17 protein-coding genes are annotated in these 24,988 nt (G+C 49.8%); 7 read left to right on the top strand and 10 right to left on the bottom strand.

Features of this window, described 5'->3' with window-relative positions; translation table 11 throughout:
* Positions 1-246 precede the first annotated feature (246 nt).
* Positions 247-2,484, top strand: a complete 2,238-nt coding sequence (locus K3T82_RS25385) for a PAS domain S-box protein (protein ID WP_220196344.1) — start codon at positions 247-249, stop codon at positions 2,482-2,484.
* A gap of 20 nt (positions 2,485-2,504) precedes the next feature.
* Here the strand turns inward: K3T82_RS25385 and K3T82_RS25380 are convergent, their stop codons facing one another.
* Positions 2,505-3,311: a class I SAM-dependent methyltransferase gene (locus K3T82_RS25380; RefSeq protein ID WP_220196343.1), complete on the bottom strand. Its 807-nt coding sequence runs from the start codon at positions 3,309-3,311 to the stop codon at positions 2,505-2,507.
* A 930-nt stretch (positions 3,312-4,241) separates the two neighbouring features.
* Here K3T82_RS25380 and K3T82_RS25375 point away from each other — a divergent pair.
* Positions 4,242-5,216 carry an ATP-binding cassette domain-containing protein gene (locus tag K3T82_RS25375; RefSeq protein WP_220196342.1) on the top strand — a complete coding sequence of 325 codons (975 nt, stop codon included), beginning with the start codon at positions 4,242-4,244 and terminating at the stop codon, positions 5,214-5,216.
* Between the two features lie 28 nt (positions 5,217-5,244).
* On the top strand, positions 5,245-6,057 hold the full coding sequence (locus tag K3T82_RS25370; protein ID WP_420799340.1) for an ABC transporter permease: 813 nt from the start codon (positions 5,245-5,247) through the stop codon (positions 6,055-6,057).
* A 137-nt stretch (positions 6,058-6,194) separates the two neighbouring features.
* Here the strand turns inward: K3T82_RS25370 and K3T82_RS25365 are convergent, their stop codons facing one another.
* From K3T82_RS25365 to K3T82_RS25350, 4 genes are all read right to left on the bottom strand, one after another.
* Positions 6,195-6,788: a DinB family protein gene (locus K3T82_RS25365; protein WP_220196340.1), complete on the bottom strand. Its 594-nt coding sequence runs from the start codon at positions 6,786-6,788 to the stop codon at positions 6,195-6,197.
* 734 nt (positions 6,789-7,522) lie between these two features.
* Entirely contained in the window at positions 7,523-8,749 is a 1,227-nt protein-coding gene (locus tag K3T82_RS25360; RefSeq protein ID WP_220196339.1) for an MFS transporter, read from the bottom strand.
* Positions 8,746-9,315, bottom strand: a complete 570-nt coding sequence (locus K3T82_RS25355; protein WP_220196338.1) for an ArsR/SmtB family transcription factor — start codon at positions 9,313-9,315, stop codon at positions 8,746-8,748. The genes K3T82_RS25360 and K3T82_RS25355 overlap by 4 nt, the downstream gene beginning before the upstream one ends.
* Before the next feature lie 337 nt (positions 9,316-9,652).
* Positions 9,653-10,381, bottom strand: a complete 729-nt coding sequence (locus K3T82_RS25350) for a hypothetical protein (protein WP_220196337.1) — start codon at positions 10,379-10,381, stop codon at positions 9,653-9,655.
* A gap of 818 nt (positions 10,382-11,199) precedes the next feature.
* On the opposite strand from K3T82_RS25350, the gene K3T82_RS25345 reads away from it, so the two are divergent.
* Positions 11,200-12,078, top strand: a complete 879-nt coding sequence (locus tag K3T82_RS25345; RefSeq protein ID WP_220196336.1) for an SDR family oxidoreductase — start codon at positions 11,200-11,202, stop codon at positions 12,076-12,078.
* A gap of 315 nt (positions 12,079-12,393) precedes the next feature.
* On the opposite strand, the gene K3T82_RS25340 is transcribed toward K3T82_RS25345, so the two are convergent.
* The gene (locus K3T82_RS25340; RefSeq protein ID WP_220196335.1) at positions 12,394-13,314 is read right to left on the bottom strand and encodes an undecaprenyl-diphosphate phosphatase; all 921 of its coding nucleotides are present in this window, start codon (positions 13,312-13,314) and stop codon (positions 12,394-12,396) included.
* A gap of 269 nt (positions 13,315-13,583) precedes the next feature.
* Between K3T82_RS25340 and K3T82_RS50020 the strand changes: the two genes are divergently transcribed.
* Positions 13,584-13,892 carry a DUF1294 domain-containing protein gene (locus K3T82_RS50020; RefSeq protein ID WP_420799322.1) on the top strand — a complete coding sequence of 103 codons (309 nt, stop codon included), beginning with the start codon at positions 13,584-13,586 and terminating at the stop codon, positions 13,890-13,892.
* 782 nt (positions 13,893-14,674) lie between these two features.
* On the opposite strand, the gene K3T82_RS25330 is transcribed toward K3T82_RS50020, so the two are convergent.
* The 3 genes from K3T82_RS25330 to K3T82_RS25320 all read right to left on the bottom strand — a co-directional run bounded on the left by K3T82_RS25330 (position 14,675) and on the right by K3T82_RS25320 (position 21,194).
* Positions 14,675-16,219, bottom strand: coding sequence for an NERD domain-containing protein kinase family protein (locus K3T82_RS25330; RefSeq protein WP_220196333.1), 1,545 nt, complete (start codon positions 16,217-16,219; stop codon positions 14,675-14,677).
* On the bottom strand, positions 16,216-19,680 hold the full coding sequence (locus tag K3T82_RS25325) for a tetratricopeptide repeat protein (protein WP_220196332.1): 3,465 nt from the start codon (positions 19,678-19,680) through the stop codon (positions 16,216-16,218). Before K3T82_RS25325 ends, K3T82_RS25330 begins: the two co-directional genes overlap by 4 nt.
* 503 nt (positions 19,681-20,183) lie before the next feature.
* Positions 20,184-21,194, bottom strand: coding sequence for a hypothetical protein (locus K3T82_RS25320; protein ID WP_220196331.1), 1,011 nt, complete (start codon positions 21,192-21,194; stop codon positions 20,184-20,186).
* Positions 21,195-21,639: 445 nt separating this feature from the next.
* Between K3T82_RS25320 and K3T82_RS25315 the strand changes: the two genes are divergently transcribed.
* Both K3T82_RS25315 and K3T82_RS25310 read left to right on the top strand, forming a co-directional pair.
* Positions 21,640-22,209: an arsinothricin resistance N-acetyltransferase ArsN1 family B gene (locus K3T82_RS25315; RefSeq protein WP_220196330.1), complete on the top strand. Its 570-nt coding sequence runs from the start codon at positions 21,640-21,642 to the stop codon at positions 22,207-22,209.
* A gap of 251 nt (positions 22,210-22,460) precedes the next feature.
* Entirely contained in the window at positions 22,461-23,201 is a 741-nt protein-coding gene (locus K3T82_RS25310) for a hypothetical protein (RefSeq protein WP_220196329.1), read from the top strand.
* 101 nt (positions 23,202-23,302) lie between these two features.
* Here K3T82_RS25310 and K3T82_RS25305 read toward each other — a convergent pair whose 3' ends face one another.
* Entirely contained in the window at positions 23,303-24,454 is a 1,152-nt protein-coding gene (locus tag K3T82_RS25305; protein WP_220196328.1) for an aminotransferase class V-fold PLP-dependent enzyme, read from the bottom strand.
* Positions 24,455-24,988 lie beyond the last annotated feature (534 nt).

The following is a 24,988-nucleotide window of genomic DNA, read 5'->3' as shown; positions in this document are numbered from 1 at the left end:
GAAGCGTGTGTCTCCGACACTTTCTTAAAAATAAGCAATGATGTGCTTGACTTTGACCACCTAATCTACACTATTATGATAGCAAGTAATCATCACATACTCTATCCGTCTCACAGAGCTCATTGCATGTGGAAAAGTGCTCCCAATTCCACACCATCCCAGACCCTTATGCTCTGATGAACGTACAGTAAGGAGAAAAGTGGCGTTTTCAATGGCCCTGGGACATGCGAGGAGGAGGGCAATCCGATGTCTGTATCTCATTCCCATCAGCCAGAAGAGAGAAATCAACCACATCAAAGATATGAAGCACCTGAGAATCGTTTTCTGGCTATCATGCAAGAAGATGCCGATATCTTTTGGATAGTAACCCTAGATGGCTCAATGCAAGAACGCTGCCCCAGTTGGCAAACCTTTACTGGTCAGCAAGAACACGAGTATTTTGGACGAGGATGGCGGGATGCACTGCATCCCGCTGACCAGCTTCTGATAGCAGAAGCTGTGACCCAAGCCGCCTCCACTGGCTCTACCACGAGGAGAGAGTGCCACATTCGTCGATATGATGGGACCTACTGCCTGGTAGATCTGCGGGCGATTCCTGTGCGCGAGTCTGATGGATCTATCCTTGAGGTCATCGTCTGTGGAACAGATATCACCGGGCAAGAACAGAGAGGTCAGATGAGTGAAGCAGGGGTGCAACTTGCCCTCAAAGCTTCGGGGGTGGGTATGTGGGATTGGGATCTGATCACAAATCAGATTAATTGTACGGACCAGGGGAAAGCGATTTTAGGTGTGTCGCCTGATCTTCCACTTAACTATAAGGGCTTCCTGGAAACATTGTCCCCTGAGGATCGTGAACCAGTCGACCAATTCCTGGCAGATGTGATAAATGAACGTGCAGAGTATCAGATTGAGTACCGCATTCGCTGGCCTGATGGAAGCATCCATTGGATCTCAGATAGAGGTCAAGTCATCACTGATGCGCAAGGCTACCCAGTCCACGTGCTCGGAGCCGTCATTAATATCACGGAACTGAAGCAGGCTGAAGAACAGGTCACCACCATTCTTGAGAGTATTACCGATCATTTTTGGTCTGTCGATCCAGAGTGGCGCTTTACGTATATGAATCAAAAAGCTGAGGAGTTGACAGGAAGTAGCCGGGAAATGGTGCAGGGCAAAATTCTGTGGGATGTGACACCTGATCTTCTTGGCACACCTTTTGAACACTATTATCGTGCAGCAATGGTGATGAAGCAGACAATGCACTTTGAAGCCCTTCATCCAACCTCCCAGAGATGGGTTGAAGTGCATGTGTACCCGACGCAGAATGGACTCTCGATTTATATGCAAGACATCACCGAGCGCAAACGCGGAGAAGAAGCATTGCGGGAAAGCGAAATGCGCTTTCGTGGGCTTGTGGAGTCCAATATCATTGGAATCATCGTGTCTGACTTGACAGGAACTATTTACGAAGCGAACGATGCCTTCCTCTCGCTTTTAGGCTATACCCATGAGGACCTGAAAGCTGGAAGAATGAACTGGATAACGATGACGGTCCCTGAAGATCGGGCGCTCTCCATTCAGACAGTAGAGGAAATGCTCGCAACCAACCGTTTTCGGCCTTTTGAAAAAGACTATATCACAAAAGATGGTAAACGAGTACCTGTACTGATTGGGGGCACACTCTTCCGCCAGGAAGGCGCTTCCCCGTTACTGATTGCTTTCGTTTTAGACTTGACCGCCCGCAAAGAAATCGAACGACAAAAAGACCTCATGCTCGGCATGACCAGCCACGAGTTGAAAACCCCACTGGCAGCGCTTAAAGGCACATTCCAATTGCTGCAACGACGAGCAAAACGCCTGGGCACTCAAATCGACAATCTGTCCCCCGAAATGAGAGCTTTCTTCGATGATCTTATGGAACGTCTGGCAGCCAGCGTCCAACTAGTAGATGTTCAGACACATCTGATCAATGATCTGTTGGATGTCTCACGAATCTCGGCGAATACTCTGGAAATCTCATTGGAGCACTGTGAACTGACCTCAATCGTGCGCGAAACTGTTGAGAATGTGCGGATGGTCGCGCCAGAGCACAAGCTCCAGCTCGACTTGCCAGAGCACACCACGGTCATGGTACATGCCGACCGAGCTCGGATTGGTCAGGTAGTAACAAACTATCTCACCAACGCAATCCGCTATTCGAGCGCAGATCAGCCAATCCACATTGGACTAACCATTCAGAAGGGCATGGCTCGTGTTTGGGTGCGAGACCAGGGGCCAGGCATCACTAAGGAGGCTCAAAAGGAACTATGGCAGCGCTTCTACCAGGTCAAGGGAGTACCAGCTCAGAATGGCTCAGGGAAGGGATTGGGCCTGGGTTTATATATTTGTCGTACACTCATTGATCAACACCACGGAGAAGTAGGTGTTGAGAGCATACCTGGGAAGGGTTCCACCTTCTGGTTTACCTTGCCCATAATCAAATGAGCGCAAACTGAAACAGCCACCTACGAAGCTCTTTGAGCGACAATGACTTCATAGACGAAGTTTCGGACAACTTCCCCGTTGTATTTCGATTCAATCAGGCGTTCGATATCTTGGAGGAAGCCATGCCGAGACTGGTCGTTGATGCTATTGACCAAGGAGTCGGTATGCAACCAGCCTATATAAGAGGCGGTTGAATGCTTCATGGGGATTTCGAAATAGCGACGTTCGACTGAACGAAACATAGGTAACTGGGCTAGCTCTGGGTACATTGTCGGAACATTATCAGGTGCTGGTGGCTGAAATGACGGGTCGTTGCTCAGCCCCCATTTCAGGTAAAAAGGCTGTGTATCTGCAATAAAACCAGGCGTGCCTCCTCTCACGTGGTGAACGTGAAGGATCGTCAGGAATCCTCCTGGGGAGAGAGCCTCAGCAGGCTTTGAGAATCGGACATTAAGATCGATCCAGTGGAAGGCACTTGCACTAATGACTGCATTAAACTGCTGTGAAAACAGGGGCCACGCTTCAAACGAACTCACTTTAACTTGCGCGTTGGGAAACTGTTTGAGGTTCTGTATTGCGAAAGCTGCCAGATGGGGGCCAAGTTCTAGAGCCAGCAGATCTATACCGTGTTGGGCCAAGGGAACACTGAGCTGTCCTGTTCCACAGCCGATCTCAAGAGCTCTGCTTCCCTTGTGAAGATTGGATAACACAATGATCGTATCAACCACCACCTGCGGGTACTGTGAACGGTACATATTGTAGTATTCGGCAACCAAGTCGAATGACTCACGGCGGCGACCTGATTCCTCATTATTCATAGTAGCCATTGGGATAAATTATAACCTCTCATTTCTCTTGTGTCGCTTCTCTCCAACAGCCCTAGAGCTGAACTTGTTACGCTCTGTTTAATCAAACGCCATTTATCCACCAGCTGGATCATTTCTCACCCCACCTAATTGATCAGGTGTAAGCAAAGACATCACCCAACCTTCGCCTTATTCGAGATACTCAAGATACTCCTTTTTCACAATATCTTATATTTGTAGGAAGGATTTTCGCGCAGGTCCTTTACATCTTTTACATACTCTCCCCTTTCCTGGCAGAAATCTCCTCTTTCAAGTTTATCTTCCCCACATTTGCAGGTCAAGACCACGCTGGTGCCTCGATAATGACAAATAGCTCTTGACTACGCTTATGATGATCGTAGTGATGCCACTCGCGATTGCTTTGACAGGCGCTTGATCATAACCTTGCATGTATTTTCCCATATCACATCTACCTCTCCTTCACCTTCTAGACTATAGGAATTACATAATCCATACCAGAGCCTAAGCAAAGGCCACTCCCTCTTTTCTTCTTTCATCAATTTTCTTCTCTATAGGCAGACGCAGCAGGCTATTCCGGGTATTGGTTCTAACTGTGGGCAAGTCCAAACTCAGGCTTGGCAACATAACGATATATCGTTAATATAAATAATAACGATATATCGTTATGGAGAGAAGAGGGTTGCTTTCGATAGAAAAGGGAACCGTTCTGAGAGTCAAACCACTGGGCGGACCGCAAGCATCCCTCAAGGCTAACCCACAGGAAATGATCTAACACCCTGGCTGTGGCCTGCATACGCAGATCACCAGAAGCAATCCATCAATAGGCACCAGTTGGTTGAACATGAATTATCCCAAACTCATCGCATGGCACTAACACTTGTATACCTATCATGATGGATATATGAAACACATTTAAAGGATAGACGCAATATGGCACAACAGACTCCGGAACTTGCCATTGACGCACGCGGACTGGTCAAAGTCTTTGGCGATAATCGGGCCGTTGACGGCATTGATCTACACGTACCAGCTGGCAGTATTTATGGCGTCCTTGGCCCCAATGGCGCTGGGAAGACCACAACTATTAACATGTTGGCAACCTTGCTTCGGCCCGACGAGGGCACCGCCACCATCTTTGGACACAGTGTTGAGAAAGAACCGCAGATCGTACGCCAGCTTATTGGCGTGACTGGTCAGTATGCTTCGGTCGATGAAGCACTCTCCGCAACCGAAAACCTCATCATCTTTTCCCGGCTGCTCGGCCTGAACAAAGCTGCGGCAAAGCAAAAAGCCGCTGAACTTTTAGAGGAGTTTGGTCTGACTGAAGCAGCAAAACGCCCCCTGGCAAAGTTTTCGGGTGGGATGCGTCGTCGGCTTGATCTTGCAGCCAGCCTCATTGCGCAACCACCACTGCTTTTTCTGGACGAGCCAACCACCGGCCTTGACCCGCGTACTCGCGCGCAGATGTGGTTAACCATTCGTCGTTTGGTCGATACCGGCTCAACCGTCCTCCTGACCACCCAATACCTCGATGAAGCAGACCAGCTTGCTGATCGCATTGCGGTGATCGACAAAGGCAAGGTAGTAGCTGAGGGGACACCCGATGAACTGAAAAAATCGGTTGGCACGGCGGCATTGCAGGTACGCATACAGAATGATCTTCAGCTCCCACAGGCGCAACAAATTGTCGAGGCCCACCTTGGAGTCAAAGCGACGTGCTCACCGATGACAGGAAGCTTGAGTGCGCCAATGGGGAACGCTGATAAAGTCACTGATGTGCTGGTCGCCCTCAGGAATGCAGGCATTCACCTCAGCGAAATGAGCGTCCAGAAACCAACACTTGACGAAGTCTTCTTAACACTTACCGGACACGATACCAAAGAGAAGGATGCAGACGATGAGTAGCACTCAAACCATGAGGGATATCCAGCCAATGAAGGATTCCCAGGCCATCACCTCCATAGCAGAACGCCACCTGAAAAATCATGTCAGCTTGCGGCAGTCCATCAGTAACTCGATGGTGATGGCGTATCGCGGTGTGTGCAAAATGCGCCGCACACCTGAACAGTTCTTTGACGTGACTGTGCAGCCAATCCTCTTTACCTTGATGTTTACCTACATCTTTGGTGGGGCGATTGCCGGCGATGTTCAAAGCTATCTTCCAATCATTATTCCAGGCATTTTGGTCCAAACTGTGATTTCCACCTCGATTGTTACGGGTGTGCAACTACGTGAAGATATGGACAAAGGAGTGTTTAACCGTTTCCGTACTTTACCCATCGCACGCATCTCACCGCTGGCAGGCGCGCTCCTCGCTGACATGATTCGGTATGGGATTGCGACTGTGCTGACGATTGTCATGGGCTACATCATGGGTTACCGACCCGAGTTGCTTGGCATAGCAATCGGTGGGGTGCTGGTGATGGGGGCAGCCTGGTGCATCAGCTGGATTTTCGCTTTCTTCGGTGTGATCGCCCGAACGGCATCGAGTGTGCAAGGAATCTCAATGATGGTTCTCTTTCCACTCACCTTCCTCTCGAACGCCTTTGTCCCGGCTAAGACCTTACCAGACTGGTTACAGGTCTTTGTCAACTTCAATCCCATCTCCCATCTCGTCTCGGCAGTACGCCTGCTCGCAAGTAGCGGCACTATTGACCAGGAATTTTGGCTGACGCTACTTGGCGCGCTGGCAATCGTGCTGATTTTTGCGCCACTGACCGTCAGGGCATATATGCGCAAAGCCTAGACTGGCTTCACCCTTTTTCTGTCCATGCTCACATGGAAGGTCGCTGATACTCCAAGGTTGTCCCTGGAATATCAGCGACCACATCATGCGCAACCTCTCTACTCATAAAAAAAGGAAACGCTCATTCGCTTCTGTTCTTAATCCAAATCGACGACTGGCAGGCCATGTGCGCCGAGAATGGTGGAGATTTCGCTGCCGTGATGGATGTCATGTTCGAGCACTCCCCAGATGATCTGCTGGAGCGAAACTGCGGGTCTCACTTCTCCGGACAGGCGCGCTCTCTCTACCCACATCTGGGCGTATGGCTGGAGCGCTGGCTCTACCAGATTCGCGTGGCGCTCACGTTCCGCCTCAACCAAAGGAGGAAAGGTCTGCTCAAGATCAGCAGGGGTCAGGCGGGTAAGCGTCTCCTCGATCATTTGCCAGGTCTTCTCAAGTCCGGCAACCAGTTCTGCCGCCGTATGGCATGGGTCCACGTCCGCCTCACAAACTCCCAAAGCCCATAATTCGAAGGTGGTCAGGTCGTCGTTCCCTTCGCCCATCCGTGCGTGGAACCACCAGGCGCGATTCGCGACAATATGCGTCACATACATGCCAATCGACCAGTGTTGCGGCGCGAGGCGCAAGGCAAGCTGCTCGTCTGTAAGAGGCGCGATGGCAGCGATAAGACGCTGCGTATATCGACCCCAACCCGCATAGAAGGGGAATAGTGAAAGCTTATGTTCTGTCATGATAAGTATTCCTTGCTTTTTTCTGAGAGAATAAACAACACAATCGTATCAATACGCAAGGAAACGATTGGGAGAGACCAGAGGAAGAAGAGAAAGCGAGTCATCGCTTGCACCATGATTGAACATGCAATGCCGCGATGGAGGAAAAAATGGCATCCACCTGCTAATGGTATGGTCTTTCGGGGAACATCGGCGATGCGTTCGCCGCTGTTCCAGGCCTGACACCTCGCGAGCCGCGTGCTTCTCCATATCTCTCTCGTACCATCTCGTTGCTTGCGCTATTACTATCCATCATCTCGCGCAGGCTCTGCCAGAGGGACACGAGCAGGAATCAGACACAGAATAGCTGATCGCTCATGCCTGATGAGAGACACGCGATAGATGGAAACAAGAATGGGAACGTCTGTTTCCCTATTTGAGCGGGAAACAGGGTGGAGTTAGCGGCACACTGGCATAGATATCAAAACCTCCCAAAAAATCGAACGAATACTTCACTACTATACAAAGGAAGAGATGATCCTGTCAAGGCTGTGTTGTCGAACTAATCCAATTCGGGCTTAGCAAGATCATTATCATCCCTTTGCTCTCTCCAATGCACAAAATCCCGGTGAAAGAAGCTAGATGAAAAACGAATTTTCCAGAAGCATGTGCCCTGCTGCACTCAATCTTGAGCAGCAGAATGTTGAGAGCCAGAGTCATGCAGTCCAGAATCAATGTTTCATCTTCTCCCTACTTCAATTTAACTCACGCAGCCACCGAACACATAAACCTGCTGCTGCGCTTACCAGGGTGAGCGCGCCAGCGGCAAGAAACAATGTCTGAGTTCCCCAGGCGCTAGCGATGGCACCAGAGCCGTAGAGTGAAAGTGGCGCAAAACCAACACTCGCTAGCATGACAAAACTCATCACCCTGCCCAGCATCTCCTTTGCCACGTTGGTCTGGATGAGCGTGAGGAACAGCACGAGCAGCATTCCATTGAGCAGGCCCACACCCGCCAGGCAGAACATCATCAGAGGTAGTGGTATGAAAGCAATCCCAATTAGTAGTGGTGCCTCCAGAATCTGTACCAGACAGAAGAAGCGCCCCCGCGCCCGAGTCGGGCTGTAGATGCCGGATACAATGAACCCAAGCACTGAACCAAGACCTAAGCTCCATAGCAACAGGCTGTACCCCTCTGCCCCAATGTGTAGTACATCCCGAGCAATCAGCGGCAGGCCGACAGAGATAGGGCCCGTCGCCGCTAACGCTGCGCAAGTGTCTATCAGCAATAATGCAATCAGCCAGGGGAAGCTCATAACATAGCGCACCCCTTCGCGCGCATCATGTAGCAACGACTTTTTTGTCTCCTGTAGAGCACGTGCCAGTGGGGCCATGAGCCACGCCGCCAGTACCGCGATGACGAAAGAGAGAGCATTGATACCAAAAGCCGCCGCTGTGCCAAATGTTGCCACTACGAGACCTGCTGGCAGCGCACCGATCAACGTTCCCAACTGCGAGATCAAGGCCATCAGCGAATTCGCGCCATCGAGTTGCTCACGAGGCAACAGATGAGGGGGAATGCTACCTGCCGCTGGATCGAAGATGCCTGTTGCCACACTGTGAATGCTGAGAAGTACACACAGCAACCAGAGCGGCACATAACCAGTGAGTGCCATTAGACCAAGCGCACCCGAAGTTATCGCACGTGTGGCATCAGACCAGAACATGACTGTACGTGGATCAAGCCTATCGGTAATGACTCCTCCGGCGATGGTCAGAGGAATTCTGGGAACTGACAGGGCCAACATTGCCAGCGCCAGATCAAGTGGCGAGCCCTTCAACTGTTGCAGCACCAGCCAAGTTACGGCAACCACCTGGAAGGAGTTGCCCAGCGCGGAGACAGTCTGCCCAATCCACAGCAGACGAAAATCCCGGTCACTCAAAGGGACGATCATACGAGTAAGGCTCAACTGTTTCATCATGGGACATCATGCTCCCTGTGGGTTTCTGGCACCCTATGAAGGAGGTAGCTAACGGCAACGAATTGTTCGTAGGTATCTCGCTCTGGATCTTCCAACGCCTGATAGATCTCACGACCCACAGCATCAAGCAATTCCTGGATACGTGCTAGTCGATCCTCTGAGAGCCTTACCAGCTCATGCGTGAACTTCGTTCCTGGTATCGGTTCTTGAAAGTAAGCGCTTGCCCTGATATACTCCTGGCGCAGAGCCTCCAGTGTACTCTCCACCAATTCCTGATCTCTTGCTGTTTCTTTTGTCTCTGGCGCGAGGCGTACCACACGCGCCACGGCACGATAATATTTCTCGATCACGCCGCCTTTGGGCTTCTGGGAGACAATCTCAATCATCCCCGCCGACTGCAACTCACGCACATGGAAATGCATGCGTGGCGGCGAGATTTGCAGCATCTCAGCTAGCTGTTTGTTGGTGTAAGGTGCGTTGGTTAACAGGCCGAGCACACGCTGCCGCAATGGATGGGCAAGGGCACGAATCTGCTCGGGCGTCTCCAGAACAAGCACATCTCGCATTGGCGACTCCCTCGTTATGATCAACTTTCTATATATTGATAAATTTTATTTTAATCAATAAAGAAAAGTATAATAAATAAGATAGAGTCTTGTCAATGACGGAGATAATAAAAGCTGAAAGCGATACGCAGGAGCAAACATCAATCAATTTGTTAGAACTGATAGTGGAATATTCATCCACCTTCCTTCTTCAAAACAGGCAAACTATACATCAAGAGATAAGTAGCTTTTATCCCCAAGCCAGAATTTTGGTCGTCGTTTATGACCCCAAGGCATTACAATTTTTTTCTGCTCATCTAGGGCAAGCAGATCCACACTTTCTGCTACTCATCCAGCTTTAGCGCTCATCGAGCGATGAGCGCGCCAGCCAGGCAAGGACACAAAATAGGACGCCTCCGAGGAGAAACCATGTGCCCCAGATAAGATTTTGAGTAATAAATTGTTGCATCGTGAGCGCAGCCTGTGTGACAGGTGCACCTATTAGAAGATGCTCCTGCTGCCAGCTCATCATACCTGTTATTGCTAATCCCTGGAGAATCCCTCCATAGAGTTCATGAATAATCATAATCACACCGCCAATCCAGGCAAGCAGAAGCAACAGCCAACGGGGAATGAAGCGCCCCCAGGGCTGGACCAGCGCTAGTGAAATTGCCGCTCCGAACATACAAAGAACACCCGGAGCTATGATCCACACGAAGCCATTGACGGTAAAGCTGTAGGCCACATAAGCTGTCATCGTTATTATCCCCACTCCGGTCGCCCCCAGTTGCATACTACGGGACATCTTATCGCCTTGCAGACAAAATAACATGATGAGCCCACCCAGAACACACAGGATGCCAACAGTCACGACCCAGGCGAAGATGACTCCACTCCCAACAGCAGGGCCGCTCTCCAAAGGTATATTGCCAGTAGGGACAGTAAGTATTCCCGTGGTAGCAGCCTCGATTCCCCAATAGAAATGGGCAATGGCGAAGAGCAACGACCAAGCACATGCAGCGTATCCAATCCATAGTGCTGAGCGTTTCTGCTTGCTGGTCTCCAAAACACCCGAGATAGTTTTCACCTTTCGATTCTCCCTTTCTAAATGACAGAAAGACAACATGCCATCGATATCGGCAACGCTTTCACCTGCTCATCCGATCTCAACTTGCCAAACAGTGTATTCAGCTTTTTTGCTCATGAGGCTGCTCTTCTGAGTCTGTCGCCTCCGTATTCGCTCTCCTGCCAAGCGTACTATAAGTAGAGCGTCCTATGATGCGTCTAAAGTCCTGTTGAGAGCAAGACATTTGACCTGCCCATGCAAAGCGTTCCTCCCTGCAAATCAGTCTCTCCTGCCAGGCAAGGATGGCGACTCGCGTATGATCCTAGAAGCAGAGCTTACTTGCATATTCCTCAAATTTCACCCGATTATCTTCTTGAGATAAATTGCACCTGGCTCTAAAGAAGCATCTTCTCTGCCGAAAGGCATTGTTTGGGAGTGTGTCTCAATGATCGGTCACATTTCCTCGTTTGCTTTTGTCATAGGAATGAAAAGAAAACCTGCCCGATGCGGCAGGAAGACACACTCTCACTTCTCGCGCTGACTGACCAGCCTAGATATTGATGAACCACAATAGGCAAAGAAAGATTCTTTCAACAGCAGCCTTCCCAAGAAATTGGCAGTGTGTTGGTTCTGGCACAAGCTTGGTGAAAACTCTTGTGTAGTGAAAGCCTCACACCATTCTCTGGACTCCACAGAGATGAGCATGGCTTTAAACGATCTCATGCATCACCGAGCGGAGGCAGAACCAGTTTTTCAATATGGTAGACATTCTCTCATCCGCACATCGAGATCGTGGATGTAAAGTGTTTCAGTTTCCAAGATTGGAGGATATATTCATCATGGCAGCAATAAATATGCAAGGGAAAGTGTGTCTGGTGACAGGGAGCACTTCGGGGATTGGGAAAGCGACGGCCAGAGGACTGGCTAGAATGGGCGCGACGGTGGTGATGATCTGCCGCAATCGTGCAAAAGGTGAAGCAACACAGGCAGAGATCAAAGCGGAGAGCGCAAACGCACAGGTGGACCTGATTGTCGCCGACCTCTCTGAGTTTTCCCAGGTACGCCGCGCCGCCAGTGAGGTGACGCAAAAATACCCACAGCTTCACGTATTGATCAATAATGCAGGAGGATTGAAAAGTGAACGAGAAGTAACAACTGACGGCTTTGAGTACGCCTTTGCCACCAATTACCTGGCTCCCTTCCTGCTTACCCATCTACTACTGGATACGCTCAAGGCCAGCGTCCCGGCGCGTATCATCAATGTCAGTTCCGCTGGGCATACCCTTGGAAAAATCGATTTTGAAAATTTGCAAAGCGAACGACGGTATAGCCCCTCAAGAGTCTATGGTGATACCAAGCTAGCGCAACTCTATTACACCTATGAACTAGCAGAGCAACTCACAGGAACGGGCATCACTGTGAACGCACTTCATCCAGGGGCAGTCGCCACCAATTTCAATGATAATTTGAAAGGCTTTGTGCGTCTCATTGGGGCGTTCAATAATTTAGTGGGAACAAGTCCGGAAAAAGGAGCACAGACGACACTCTACCTGGCAACCTCGCCTGAGGTAGAGGGAGTGAATGGGAAATACTTCTCTAAGAGCAAGGAGACCCCTTCCTCCAAGCTTTCCTATGATGTGGCAGTGCGAAAACGTCTCTGGCAAGTATCAGAGGAGTTGCTTCAGCCATATGTTCAATTAGCAGCCAATAAAGTATGACATCGTGGAGAGGCAAAACAAGTATAATGATGACGAAGAGAAAAGCTGACGTTGTGATAAGAGATAGACTCCAGCAGAACACACATGGGTGGCCCCACATCGTTTCATTGCCGAAAATACTCAGGAGTATCCTATCAAGCGGCTTGAAGAGGGTCGCACCTCTCTCAGAAGCGTCATTGTATTCCTCATTGACCTCACATGAGACTCCCATCATTGATGCCATGTTCTATATGCTTCAGCATCTTCTTGCATACACCATCAATATACTGAAAGGAGCGGTCGCTAGACCGCTCCTCAGAGACCACGAAGAAGCAGTTAGTGAGCAAAAAACACGATCAGGAGAATCACAGCCACCAGCACGCGATATATGGCAAAGGGCACCAGCTTGACTTTTGCAATCAGCTTCAAGAAGAAATGGATTGCTATCAAAGCGCTGACAAATGCGATCACAAAGCCCACCCCAAAAAACGGCAAGGTATGAGCATTCAGCGTATCCAGGTGTTTTACCAGGGAAAGCGCGCTGGCGGCCAGCATAATGGGCACAGACATCAAAAACGAAAAATCTGAGGCCGCCTGATAGCTTAAACCGAACAAGACGCCAGCGGAAATAGTGCTTCCAGAGCGCGAGAAGCCGGGCCAGAGCGAGAGGCACTGAAATACTCCTATGACAAATGCTTTTGGCAGTGTCAGGCTATCAATCGTAGGAACCGTAGGAATACGTGGGCGAAACCAGTCTGCTGCAACCATCAAAAGCGCACCCACGACCAGGGCTCCCAGAACCGTTGGCACCGAAAAAAGATGCTCGTCAATAAAATCAGAAAAAGCAAATCCCAGAATGCCAGCAGGCAGCAGGCCAACCAGAATATGCCCCCACCCGAATTTAGAGACCTTTGTTTTTCCCAGAGCCCTGGCTTTGGCGGCTGCAAGAGGAAGCGTTTCCTGCAATTCCGGTTTGACGGCTGCAAGAGGAAGCGTCTCCTGTAATTCCGGCTGTAAGCGTGCGAGTCCAAGAAGATTGAGGAAACGTTGCCGAAAGATAATGACCACTGCCAGAATAGCCCCAAGCTGAATAACAACCTTAAACGTATTGGCGACATCCACCGAATAGAGCCCTTCCGAGTGGAGCCAAAGATCATCAACAAGAACCATATGCCCAGTCGAGGATACTGGAGCAAATTCCGTTAGCCCCTCAACCAATCCCAAGATAACTGCGACAAAAAAATTCCAAAGTGGCATGCATCCTACTCCATCATTTATCATTCACTGGTCTGGCCGTCCTGAAGAAAGGGATGTTTCTCTTATCCCCAAAAAAGCCCTTCTAGTATAGCACGACAAATACATGTTCTACCTAAAAATAGGAGAATGTATTGGCAGGGTCTATCTTTTTGAGAAGAAATTCTCTCTATCAGCGAGCGCCAGTACACCGGGGGCAAGCTTTCCCAATCTCTACATCCTCGCAAGATGTTATATGATATTGGTACACAAGCAAGGCTGATTTTGCTTGTATGTTGCGAAAAGAGACGAGGGCAAACTTGAAGTTAATTATTGTTTACTTTATTGTACTTAATATTGTGACTTTTGTAGTCTATGGCCTGGATAAGCATGCGGCCAAAAATAGATGGCAAAGAGTTCCTGAGAACGTTTTATTATTACTCGCATTTGCTGGTGGCACCCCTGCCGCATATTTTGCGCGAAATTATTTCCGGCATAAGACGATCAAACGCCCCTTCATCAACAGGTTGCGGCTTATACTCATCGTGCAAATATGCCTTTTAGTTCTCTATATTCTGTTCGCTTTCCGTGGGCAGGCTTAGCTTTCATTCGTTTGTGAATACTCTTTAGCGCTGCCTACGCCTCAAACCCAAGGAAGGCTCTACTACTATAGGGCCCCTCGCGCTACCACCTGACAGCTACCAACAAGGTAATAACTTGGTTGGGGCTGTTTTTAGATGCGTAGCTACTCCTTAATAATCAAATTTTTCAAATCACAAATTCTTGAGCGGATTTTTATTTGTTCGCTTGGTGTCTATATACTCCCTTGATCAGCATATAGCGATAATAGATAGTGCTTGAAGAACGCTTCTAGAAATTTCATGGTGAACGGGAAGAGATACCCTTTCCCAGTGGAAATGTTCGGAATTTCTAAGCGTATGAGCATATACCTATAAGATCGTTTTGTGTTACATGTGGTGAGAGAAAAATCCTCCCACCGGACGAGAGAGGCACCTCGCAACAATATCATGCTAAATTTAATATGGCTCACCCATATAGTCACACTCTCAGCAATGTTTGTGCTCCCACTCTTGATTCCCTACGCTTCAGGAGTCACGTCCTCAATGGCTCACCATAGTAGAAAACTGCGTTGGTACATAATTGTCCCCCTGTTAGGGTGCCTACTGCTGTGTAGTCAACATGTCGAGCAACGTGATACAACCACGCCAACATTGACAACACAACAGGTTTCGTTCGCAAGATGTGGTAATACGCCAGAAATAATGATGGTTCGCTTGATGCTCTGGAATGGGAGAAGATGCGTCGCGTTACCTACAACCTGGGGATAATCACACCTTCTTTTCTACCAGCATATGGCTAAAATTTAGGGAAAATATCTTCTCAATGTTGCCAAGTCGGGTCGCTGAATTGGGTCAAGAAGAAGGCATGCCTCTATCAGGCGAATCGCTTCTGGTTCCAGGCGACTTTCTGCCAATCGCAGTCCTGGGGCCAGTTCATTCGGCCAAGGCCTACGTCTGTCTATGAGCTTATCATCACTTTTTTTGAATGGTAGCTCCCCAGTCAACAGTTCCCAGGCAATAATCCCCCAGGAATAAATATCGCTACGCACATCTCCTTTAAAGCTGACTGGCGCTGCTGGCGTACTCTGTTCCTTTTCGACATACTCAATTAGCTCCGGCGAGGCATATTCATCCCACATCTTATCGCGCTCTTTTCCTTTTTTGAGATGATGCAATCTGGTCCCGCTTCCCGGTATTTTCGTGCAATCAAAATTAAATAATTGTGCAATTGGCTCCGCCTCACTCATCTGTACAAAAATGCTATCTGGGCGTAGATCCCGGTACGCGCTCTTCATAAAGCCTGACTGTTGTGTCAGATATTCTAACGCGTTCAGTAGCCCTCCCAGGATATGTATGCGTGCCGCCAGATCAAAAGGAATTTGTTTCAATTCTTCCTCTGAAGTTGCCCTATACAATTCTCCGGAGAGGAGTTCACTTAAAAAAGCTCCAGACCTGCGCGCAAGGATGACATAGAGATTTTCATCGGTTGATTTTACGGTGCGATACTCAACGATATGTTTATAGTGGGCAAAGCGAGTCAAGACATCGGCATGGCGCAAAATCAATTGCTCTCGTTTCACGCGCTGGTCTTGTGACGCCAATACCTGCCCATATTCTTTGATCCAGACTGGATCTTTGAATACTTCTCCCTCACCCAGAAAAATCTTACAGTCAAGAAAAGCATCGTTGTGATGCTCATTTAAAAGTAGATACCCTTCAATGCTGCGCTGACGCGATTTGGCAGCTACCTTCACTTCTGAGAGAAGGATATTCGCAACCTTTGCTTGTTGTATCGCGTTGAGATGGATATTCTTCGTGGGATTGGCTGCACGGAAAGCCGCGATGAGTTGGGGCAACTGCTCAAGACGGCAAGCGCCAGCGGCACCTTCTGGCTGTGGCCTTTGCGGGTCCCCTCCCACATATGAGACCTGGGGGCGCGAATCAAGGCCGATACTCGTAAAGACAAGAGCGGCATAAACAGGTGGAACCACAGGCAGCCAGTTGCGCTCTTTTTTCAGGCGTCCCCCTAATTCCTTGGCCGCATACCGGTAGTTTGGCAAAGTATTATGCTCATCTTTCCATACGCCATCAATAAGGCGTCTCACCTTGCCATTGCTTCCCTCAACTTCTATGCGCTGCCCCCGCCAATTTTTAAAGTCAAGCAAGAAAATGGCATCTGGAAGCAGCAGGATCGCATCAATCTCACGATCCATGGTCTGCTTGCCAATAAATGTCGCTGGAAGGATATATCCATTTTCCTGGGAGAGAAGGCGCTGTAGGTCCTTGATAGCCTGTTCTTCATTTCTTTTTATGTACTTCGATCCTGCTGTCAGCTTTAGTTGTATCATCCGAAGAGCTTCCTCCCTGTTTTTGCTTTCGCGAAGGCAGCCTTAGCCGCCTTCCCTCTTCCTAAGGCCTGTAGTGCTTTGCCCTTGCCATGATGATACTCTGCAATGTTGGAATCAAGATGAATAGCTTGCTCAAACGCAATTAACGCTTTATCGTAGCGTTTGAGGGAAAGCAGAAGCTTGCCTTTCATATAATAGGCTGGGGCAAAACCAGAATCAATATGAATATGATGTTCAAAGGCTTTGAGAGCCTCTTTATGTCGTCCCTGTTCTTGGAGAAGAAAACCATAAAAGCCATAGTCTGTGTAATAAGGATTCAGGCGAATTGCCTGCTCAAGTGCTTCAAGCGCTGCTTTCTGATGTCCAAGAGCCACCAAAACTCGGCTTTTTAACTCGTAAGCCTCCGCGTTATCAGGATCAAGTCCAATGGCTTGCTCAACTGCGGTCTGAGCTTCCATAAATTGTTTGCGCTGAAACAAGTCCTTCCCTCGTGCCACTAAATGTTCAATACGACTGTGAACAAGTTGCACATCTTCCTTACTTTGCTCAAAGGACTCCAATATGTCATCTGGCAAGACCTCCAAATGACTGACAAGAAGAATGCCTCGCTTCCGTTCCGGGTGCTTACCACTGTCCCTCGTAGCTTGTATGCCATCTTTCAGAAGGCGAGCAGGCACATTCTCAGGATCAAGACGAATTGCCTGCTCAACCGTTGCTAGTGCCTCCTCATAGCGTCTGAGCGTAAAGAGAAACTGGCCCTGATCAAGATAGGCTGCGAGATAGCTGGGTTCAAGGCGAATAGCTTGCTCGACTGCTGTCAATGCCTCCTCATAGCGTTCCAAAGCATAGAGATATTCACTATGAGCCAGGTGAACGGTAGGATGATTGGGTTCAACGTAAAGGGCCTGTTCAATGGTTAGAAGTGCTTCCTCGTAGCGCTCCAGATCATAGAGAATATCTCCTTGTAAGAAATAAGGTTCGGCGGAATCGGGACACTTCTCTTGCATCCGCTTGTAGATATTGATGGCCTCATCGTCTCTCTCAAACATTCTCAACAAGGCACCTAAATTATAATAGAGCTGGGCGTCGGACGTTTCAAGCTGCACGCCATGTTGAAACGTCGCCAGGGCCTCTTCATAGCGCTCTAATCGACACAGGAGCTCCCCTTGATTCAGATAGGTCTCAGCAATGGTAGGATCAAGACGCTGTGCCTCTTCATACGCCGCTAACGCTTCCTCATAACATTGAAGCTCCACCAGCACTCGGCCTTTATTCTGGTGCACAAGTGCGTAGTGGGGATGAAAATTGAGGATCAGTTGAAACTCTGCCAATGCTTCCTGGTAACGCTTGAGGAGAAAGAGGATCGTACCTCGATTATTATGATGGGAAGGGTTCGTAAAATCGAGACGCAGGGCTTCATCAAGCTCGGACAGGATGTCCTCATATGATTTTTTCCCTTCCAGCACTTCTTTTTGCAGCACAAAGCTATCAACATGCGACTGCAACACATCCCTCTCAACAGTAACTTCTTGATGAGGACGACCAAGAGCAAGCTCTACCTTCTTTTTGAACGCATGCGCGCGCGAATCATTTGGATGGTTACGTATGACCTGCTCGAATATTTCAAGTGCCTCCTCAAGACGATTGAGCAGCATTAATACCTCTCCTCGGGCGCAAGAAGCAGCGATGTCATCAGGGCGCAGGAGTCTGTACTGGTCTAATGCATCCAATGCCTCTTCATAGCGTTTTAAGGTAACAAGCAGGCTCCCCTGGCTGAAATAGACATCTGCATTCTTCGGGTCCTGGCGGAGGATATGCTCAAACATTGCAAGCGCTTCCTCATGACGACCAAGTTTTTGCAGCAGTCTCGCCTGTATAAGAGAGAACTCCGTCAAGTTTGGCCCAATACGACCGCTTCGCTCAAAAGCCTCCAATGCTTCCTCATAATGATCAAGCGAAAAAAGAAGAGCTCCTTGCCTGGCTGAATATAGAACATTGTCAGGGTCGCGGGCCTGAGCCTGTTCAAACATTACTAGAGACTCTGCGTAACGACCAAGTTCAAACAGAATTTCCCCTCGCAGGGCGTAGGCATCCACAGGCTCTGGATCAAGCTGAATACTCTGCCCAAGCGCTACCAGTGCCTCCTCATAGCGATTGAGAGTGTAGAGCGTAGTACCTATGTGATAAGGCTTGCGGGCATCTAAGTGATCAAGGTTAGCCGCCTTCTCGAACATCGCCAGGGCTTCCTCATGACGTTCGAGTGCTTTTAACGTCTTTCCTTTGTTAAAGTATGCCTCCGCGTACTCAGGATCAAGGCGTAAATTTTCTTCAAATGCGGCAAGTGCCTCCCCATAGCGCTCAAGTCGAAACAGTATAACGCCCTTATTGCCGTATATACGCCCTCCTTTGGGGTCTAGGCGTATGACCTCTTCATAGGTTGCCAGGGCTTCTTCGTACTTTCCCAGTTCGTTGAGTGAGTTCGCTCGATTCGTCAAAATCTGGTATTGAGGAATGCTCCCGTGGTGTTTCTCGGTACGCGGATAAGAATGGCCTGGCACGCGCTGGTAGATAAATTCCAATTCATTTGCGATCTGTAACATACTGGACGGGCGATCTTCCGGTCTTTGCTGGAGACAGTGTTTAAGCACCTCTCTGATTTCAGGCGACATCGCGGGAATACACGCGTCCTGGGGCTTAAACTCATCCAGAGCTTCCAATGCCAGGATTCCCGATCTCCAGGTTACTTCCCCAACAAACATCTCTAAGACCGATACAGCCCAGCTCCAGATGTCTGTCCTATGGCTCAACGGTTCCTCATCATACTGCTCAGGGGAACAATAAAATAACGTGTATCCTTGAGCTGTGACCAGACTACTATGCTCGGCGCTCTGCTCCATTCCCCTGCTTGCCAATACGCGTGCTTTGGCTAAGCCAAAATCTGTCACTTTGGCTATACCATCTTTTGTCATCATCACATTGGCAGGCTTAATGTCCTGGTGGACTACCCCCTGTTCATGAGCGGCATAAATCCCCTGGGCCATCATAATAGACACATCGAGTATCCGCGCCAGCGCGCTCGTCTTCCCTCCCCTGTAGAGTTTGCGCCGCTGAATCCACTCCTTGAGGGTGCCTCCCTGAACGTATTCGGCAAAAATGCGTGGAATGTGACCAAGAGTCAGGACATACATACAGAGCACAATGTTCGGATGTGGTTCCAGGTGCACCCAGGTCTCAGCCTCACGTACAAAATTTTCTTTGTCTTCCTCGCTGGCAAACATTCCTGGCAAGGGGCTTTTAACCGCCAAATCGGAGTTCCGTGCGTAATCGCGTATTTTATGGACAACCCCCATTCTTCCGTTTCCCAGCAGGCCCATCACTTCATACTCCTGGAGGATACGATCACCAATCTGCCACGTTTCGGGTACATGATGAAAAGGACTCTGATCCTTCCAGCGATGCATAATACTCTCATTGGAGAGGTTTTCTGAATGGTCTCTTTGCTCCATACCGCTAAAAGAATCCTCCTTCCGTATAAAATGAAGGCTTTCAACATACATAGGATGCTACGCTCATCTTAAGCATTTATCTGTTCGCATTGAGTACGATCATGGTTAGATTGAATTTGAGTGGAGTTTGTTGCTGGGGAAAAAAGGAGAAATCGGGTGGTCGCGAAAATAGTCATCAATAGAGACCTAAAGCAAATCTGTTCAGTCTCTCTGCTGGCGCTTTTTACTCCTATCACATACTTATACTATTTTAATTTATATATGCATTTTTGTCAGTATAGCATAGGAAAATTAAAAATGTCCAGGCACGTAGGGAAAGAAGTAGTCACAAAGCCCTGTATAACACCAACTACTTCCAGAGCAGGGAAGAACACATAGAAGGCAGAAACTTGTGTGGGTCAAAAAGGCAGGAGGCGGGTACCACACACTCTCGTGTGCGGCACCCGCCTCGCGCATCCTTATCCCTTGGCGTACCTGCCACGCAGTCGCCGTGTCGCCCTGCGCAGCATCTCCACCGGGGACTCGCTGGCCCCGCTCCTGCTCACCACGTAGGGGAGCGGCAGGAACAGCAGGTTCCCCGTGAGCTCGACGAGGAACACGCCTCCTGAACCAGTTGCGAGCAGCCCCACCGATATGGCCCCTAGCCGGAAGATGAGGGCCGTCAAGCCCGCATCTCGGACACTCGCCCACGTGTCGGGCCCACTGGCCTGCCACGCCCGCCAGCTCTTCCACATCTCCTGGCGCGTAAGGTTCCGCCAGGAGGAGGGCCGCACCCGCCAGAAGCTGATGACGAGAGCCAGCTGCATGAAGTGGGCCATCATCTGGACCACCAGGATGATCGTCGCCCAGGCCTGCGAAATCCGGTAATGGTTATACCAGATCTCGAAGATCACACCGTAGGAGACGACCAGGAATGCCGTAGTTGCCCACACCGCTCGCCGCCAGGCCTTCCGGTCGGCCTCCGTCGGCTCGGGCGTTCCGCCGACCTTCTGGTCGTCCTTCGTCAGGTCGAGCGTTCCGTCAGCCTCCGTCAGCTCGGGCGTTCCGCTGGTGCTGACCGCCAGTCCACCGGTTGCGAGCAGGACGAAGACCACCTCGGTCAGCGCCGTGTAGACACTGCTGACCGAGGAGAACTGCACGAGATTGTGCAGTCCTCCCTCCTCGTAGGACCGAGCAGTGAATGTTCCCACGGCGTACGAGATTCCCAGCATCAGCGGGAGAAGCGTCAGGGACATGTACAGCCCCCGGCGCTTACGCCAGTTACCGCTCGGGTCATCGGCCCTCTGCGCGACCCATGTGATGGGAGCCGCGAAGCCTGCCAGCATCGCGGCGGCGATGCTGAAGTTCTTGTCGGTTGCGGGCAAAGAAGACATCAACGCCCACACCGCCAGACCCATGCCGAGGCTGAAGGTCGGCCAGCCGACCGCCCTTTCCAGCCCTTCCTTTATACGTCCCCACTTGGGTGACACTCTAACCCCTTCCTCGGGGCTCGAAGTTGATACACGCTCTGGGATTAGATACGCGCCTTATGAAAGCATAGCCCGGCAGAGCCTGTGGGCTCCCAGGCGTGAGAATATGCAATGATCATGGACCACTGGCTTTCTCATACTCTCACCCGCCTCATTTCGTAGAGGACACCACGCCGCTTTACTGTCTGGAGCAGTCGCCAGTGTGCCTGCATGCTTGTGGTGTCGAACACCATGATCTTACCAAGCAGCCAGCAGATAAATCCCTACTGTTGTACCACATCTCGCAAGTATACACAAGCATACATAGGAAAATACCCAGTCCCAAAGGAAAGAGGAGTTTCCGCCTTGCGATCACCTCGATTTGTCCTGTATCCTAAGAAGAGAACCACGACGCGATGACGCCGGCAGGGCTACGAAATAAAACTATCGGAGGAGAATATGCCACATGTCACAACGCATCCGTTTAGCTCGCGCGAAGGACGCTCAGGCCATTCAAGACATTTACGCCCCTATTGTCAGCCACACCCCAATATCATTTGAAACAACCCCTCCTTCCATCGACGAGATCCAACGGCGTATTGAGCATACACTTACAAAATTCCCCTGGCTGGTCTATGAAGATGCGGATAGGTTGTCAGGTTACGCCTATGCCAGTCAGCATCGCACCCGGGCAGCCTATCAATGGGCGGTCGATGTATCTGTCTATGTTCATGAGCAGAGCCGCCACCGGGGAATAGGACGTAGGCTGTATACAGCACTTTTTCAGCTACTCCGCCAACAGGGATTTTATAACGCATATGCTGGCATTACACTACCTAACGCTGGCAGTGTAGCACTCCATGAGGCCATGGGTATGCGACCGCTAGGGGTCTATCATAAGGTGGGCTATAAACTAGGTACCTGGCATGATGTTGGCTGGTGGCAAGGAGAATTACAACCACACAGCAACAATCCACATGCTCCAAAGAGCATGGCTGAGATGGACATCTTTATATGGGAAGAACACATCTTATAAAAGTTCACACGTTACGTATTCCTTAAAGTGAGTCGGGGTCGCCAAATATGGCAGCCCCGACTCACTTTATAAACACCTTCAATTAGACCCGCTCAAAACTTCAGTTTGTACGGGCATATATGTGTATTCATATGAAGCAAACGTTGTAGATAGCTCTGCTTACACAGGCACTTTGTAGTGAAGACACTTGCTGACCTCCCAGTAGATTTAACTCATGTCAGAAAGTGAAAGGAACCAAAATGAGAGGCAAAGTGAAACGTTCAGTTTGCACTAAGATGATGTGTCTCCTAACACTCGGCATTGCATTCGCACTGCTACTTTTAGTTGGCACCTCAAACCATGCTTCGGCTGCTAGTAAAGCGACAACAAAGCCTGCCATAACAACTGCGAAGAATACAACGGTTCAATGGCCTGGTAGATTCGGCGTCGGTCGGTTTAACCGCGGTTTCTCTATTGGTGGTAACTTTGGGCAGCCTCAGTTCTTCCAGCAGCAACAGCCCCAGTTCTTCCAGCGTCAACCTATGTTCTTCCAGCAGCAACAGCCTCAGTTCTTCCAGCGTCAACCTATGTTCTTCCAGCAACAGCAGCCGCAGTTCTTCCAGCAGCAACAGCAGCCGCAGTTCTTCCAGCAGCAACAGCAGCCGCAGTTCTTCCAGCAGCAACAGCAGCCGCAGTTCTTCCAGCAGCAACAGCAGCCGCAGTTCTTCCAGCGTCAACAGCAGCCGCAGTTCTTCCAGCAGCAACAGCAACAGCAACAGCCACTATTACAAGCCGCTCAACAACTTCAGAATGCCCAACAGCGGCTTCTAGGCATTCAGCAGCAAATACAGCAATTTCAGGGTATTCAGCAGCAGCCTCAACTCATGCAACAACAGGCGCAGATAGGTATGGGCATGCAGCAAGTTCAGATGGGGCAGGGTATGCAGGGCATGGGCATGCAGCAGCCTCAGCTTCAGATGGGACAAGGTATGCAAGGCATGGGCATGCAGTAGTCTTAGCTTCAAGTGGTTCAGTAATTACGCTAACCACAAATAAGATTGGCGCAAAAAGCCAGGGCGGAACCATGTCTAGGTTCCGCCCTGGCTTTTTTAATTTAGAACTCGCGGAGAGCTTTCGCGAGGGTATCTAACTCTTCCTCAGTATTGTAAAAACCTGTGGAGACGCGTATCGCCTGCGTTTCAGGAATGTTACGAATTAGAATATTCCGCTCACGCAAAAAGGTTACAATCTCTTCGTCAGATCGACCCTCAATCGTGAAGGAGAGCAGACCGCTTGCGCCTGGTTGTGGAGTGAGAATGGTGAGACCAGGAACGGTTTGCAATACTTCCGCCGCATAGGCATTAAGTTGACTGATTCGAGCGAACATCCATTCATGTCCAACCTCTTGCTCAAACCATTCCAGGGAAGCATTCTGACCCGCGATGGCCGCTGTCTGTCGTCCCCCCAACTCAAAGCGCTGAGCACTCTCAATCAACGCCCAATCACCATGGAAGTTCTTGGCAGACCAGTAGCCCACATAAGTTGAAGTAATGTGCCTCAAGGCATCGCGACTGGCAAAGAGCCCGCCGGTTCCTTCAGGTCCGCACAGCCATTTCTGCATTGGGATGGCATAGAAATCGGCCTCCAATGCTTTCATATCCAGTGCGATAGCTCCGGCGGACTGCGCGCCATCAATCAGTACCGGAATATCTCTCTCATGCCCCAGGCGATTCACGGCGCGTACATCCAGTACGCTACCTGTCGTCCAGGTCACATGCGATAGCACAATCAGGCGAGTATGTTCGGTAACTAATGGCTCAATAGCCTCGACGGCAGCGCGATTCGCTGTTGGCCCCAACTCTGCAAAACGAATCACCACGCCATAACGGTCACGTAACTGATAGAGAGGTGCCAGAGCACTAATATGCTCATGATCCGTCGTGATAATCTCGTCTCCCGCGCGCCAGTTGATACCGTTAGCGACAATATTCAAGCCCTCGCCGGTGTTATCAGTCAAAGCGATCTCTTCGGCATCAGCGTTGAGCAGATTCGCGACATTCTGACGAGCACGCTTATAGGTATTGACTGTCCGTTCAAAGCTTTGTGCTACAATACGTCCACCCTGTAATTCCTGCTCAAAATGGCTTTGGACAGCTTGTATACTGAGCTCTGGCAGGGGACCAAAGGTGCCCGTATTAAGATAGATGTGTGCAGTAGCCGCAGGCAACTGCTCGCGTATGCGCTGAATGTGAGACTGGTCAGACACGGATAAAGCTCCTCTTTGCGTAGTGACAATAGAAAATACTGAGAGCATCGCGCGGAGTATAATTACTACCACACGATCCACGTACTTTGCTCTTCAGTATACCTCATAACATTGATATACATCTATACATAGTGCCTGGGCAGTAACAAAGAAAGCATGTAATACTGGACGGCATAACCTAATTGCATTGATATCTACCCACAGTCCGCCCTGGCTCTCGCAGGCCTACTATGCGTCGCACAAAAAACGGATCGTAGTCCGCATAGCATATTATGCGAACTACGATCCTTCTTGCCAAGGGTCGAGAGAAGAAAGAACTGCATGGATTAACAACCATAAGTGCCAGGCGCAGCGAAATAAAGGCGAGAAAAACTCGTGATGCCTAGAAAAAATGCCAGCTCCTGTTTCGTGGATAGGGGATGCAAATACGCAAGAGTTGGGTCAAGGAATAGAGAGAGACACACCTTTGCCTGATTGAAGTGAAACGAGACAACTAGGATCAACCCAATATTGAGATATATCTTTAATAGCCCG

The sequence above is a fragment of the Ktedonospora formicarum genome (assembly GCF_016587355.1).
Taxonomy (GTDB): domain Bacteria; phylum Chloroflexota; class Ktedonobacteria; order Ktedonobacterales; family Ktedonobacteraceae; genus Ktedonobacter; species Ktedonobacter formicarum.
The sequence above is the reverse complement of the archived record's forward strand: the minus strand, read 5'-3'. Positions and strand labels throughout refer to the sequence as shown.

Coding starts and splice junctions, on each gene's coding strand:
- K3T82_RS25340 (WP_220196335.1), bottom strand. CDS start 13,314: ATGCCACTTTGGAATTTTTTTGTCGCAGTTATCTTGGGATTGGTTGAG.
- K3T82_RS25375 (WP_220196342.1), top strand. CDS start 4,242: ATGGCACAACAGACTCCGGAACTTGCCATTGACGCACGCGGACTGGTC.
- K3T82_RS25325 (WP_220196332.1), bottom strand. CDS start 19,680: ATGCATCGCTGGAAGGATCAGAGTCCTTTTCATCATGTACCCGAAACG.
- K3T82_RS25385 (WP_220196344.1), top strand. CDS start 247: ATGTCTGTATCTCATTCCCATCAGCCAGAAGAGAGAAATCAACCACAT.
- K3T82_RS25370 (WP_420799340.1), top strand. CDS start 5,245: ATGAAGGATTCCCAGGCCATCACCTCCATAGCAGAACGCCACCTGAAA.
- K3T82_RS25355 (WP_220196338.1), bottom strand. CDS start 9,315: ATGCGAGATGTGCTTGTTCTGGAGACGCCCGAGCAGATTCGTGCCCTT.
- K3T82_RS25315 (WP_220196330.1), top strand. CDS start 21,640: ATGTCACAACGCATCCGTTTAGCTCGCGCGAAGGACGCTCAGGCCATT.
- K3T82_RS25380 (WP_220196343.1), bottom strand. CDS start 3,311: ATGGCTACTATGAATAATGAGGAATCAGGTCGCCGCCGTGAGTCATTC.
- K3T82_RS25360 (WP_220196339.1), bottom strand. CDS start 8,749: ATGATGAAACAGTTGAGCCTTACTCGTATGATCGTCCCTTTGAGTGAC.
- K3T82_RS25330 (WP_220196333.1), bottom strand. CDS start 16,219: ATGATACAACTAAAGCTGACAGCAGGATCGAAGTACATAAAAAGAAAT.
- K3T82_RS25365 (WP_220196340.1), bottom strand. CDS start 6,788: ATGACAGAACATAAGCTTTCACTATTCCCCTTCTATGCGGGTTGGGGT.
- K3T82_RS25345 (WP_220196336.1), top strand. CDS start 11,200: ATGGCAGCAATAAATATGCAAGGGAAAGTGTGTCTGGTGACAGGGAGC.
- K3T82_RS50020 (WP_420799322.1), top strand. CDS start 13,584: ATGTTGCGAAAAGAGACGAGGGCAAACTTGAAGTTAATTATTGTTTAC.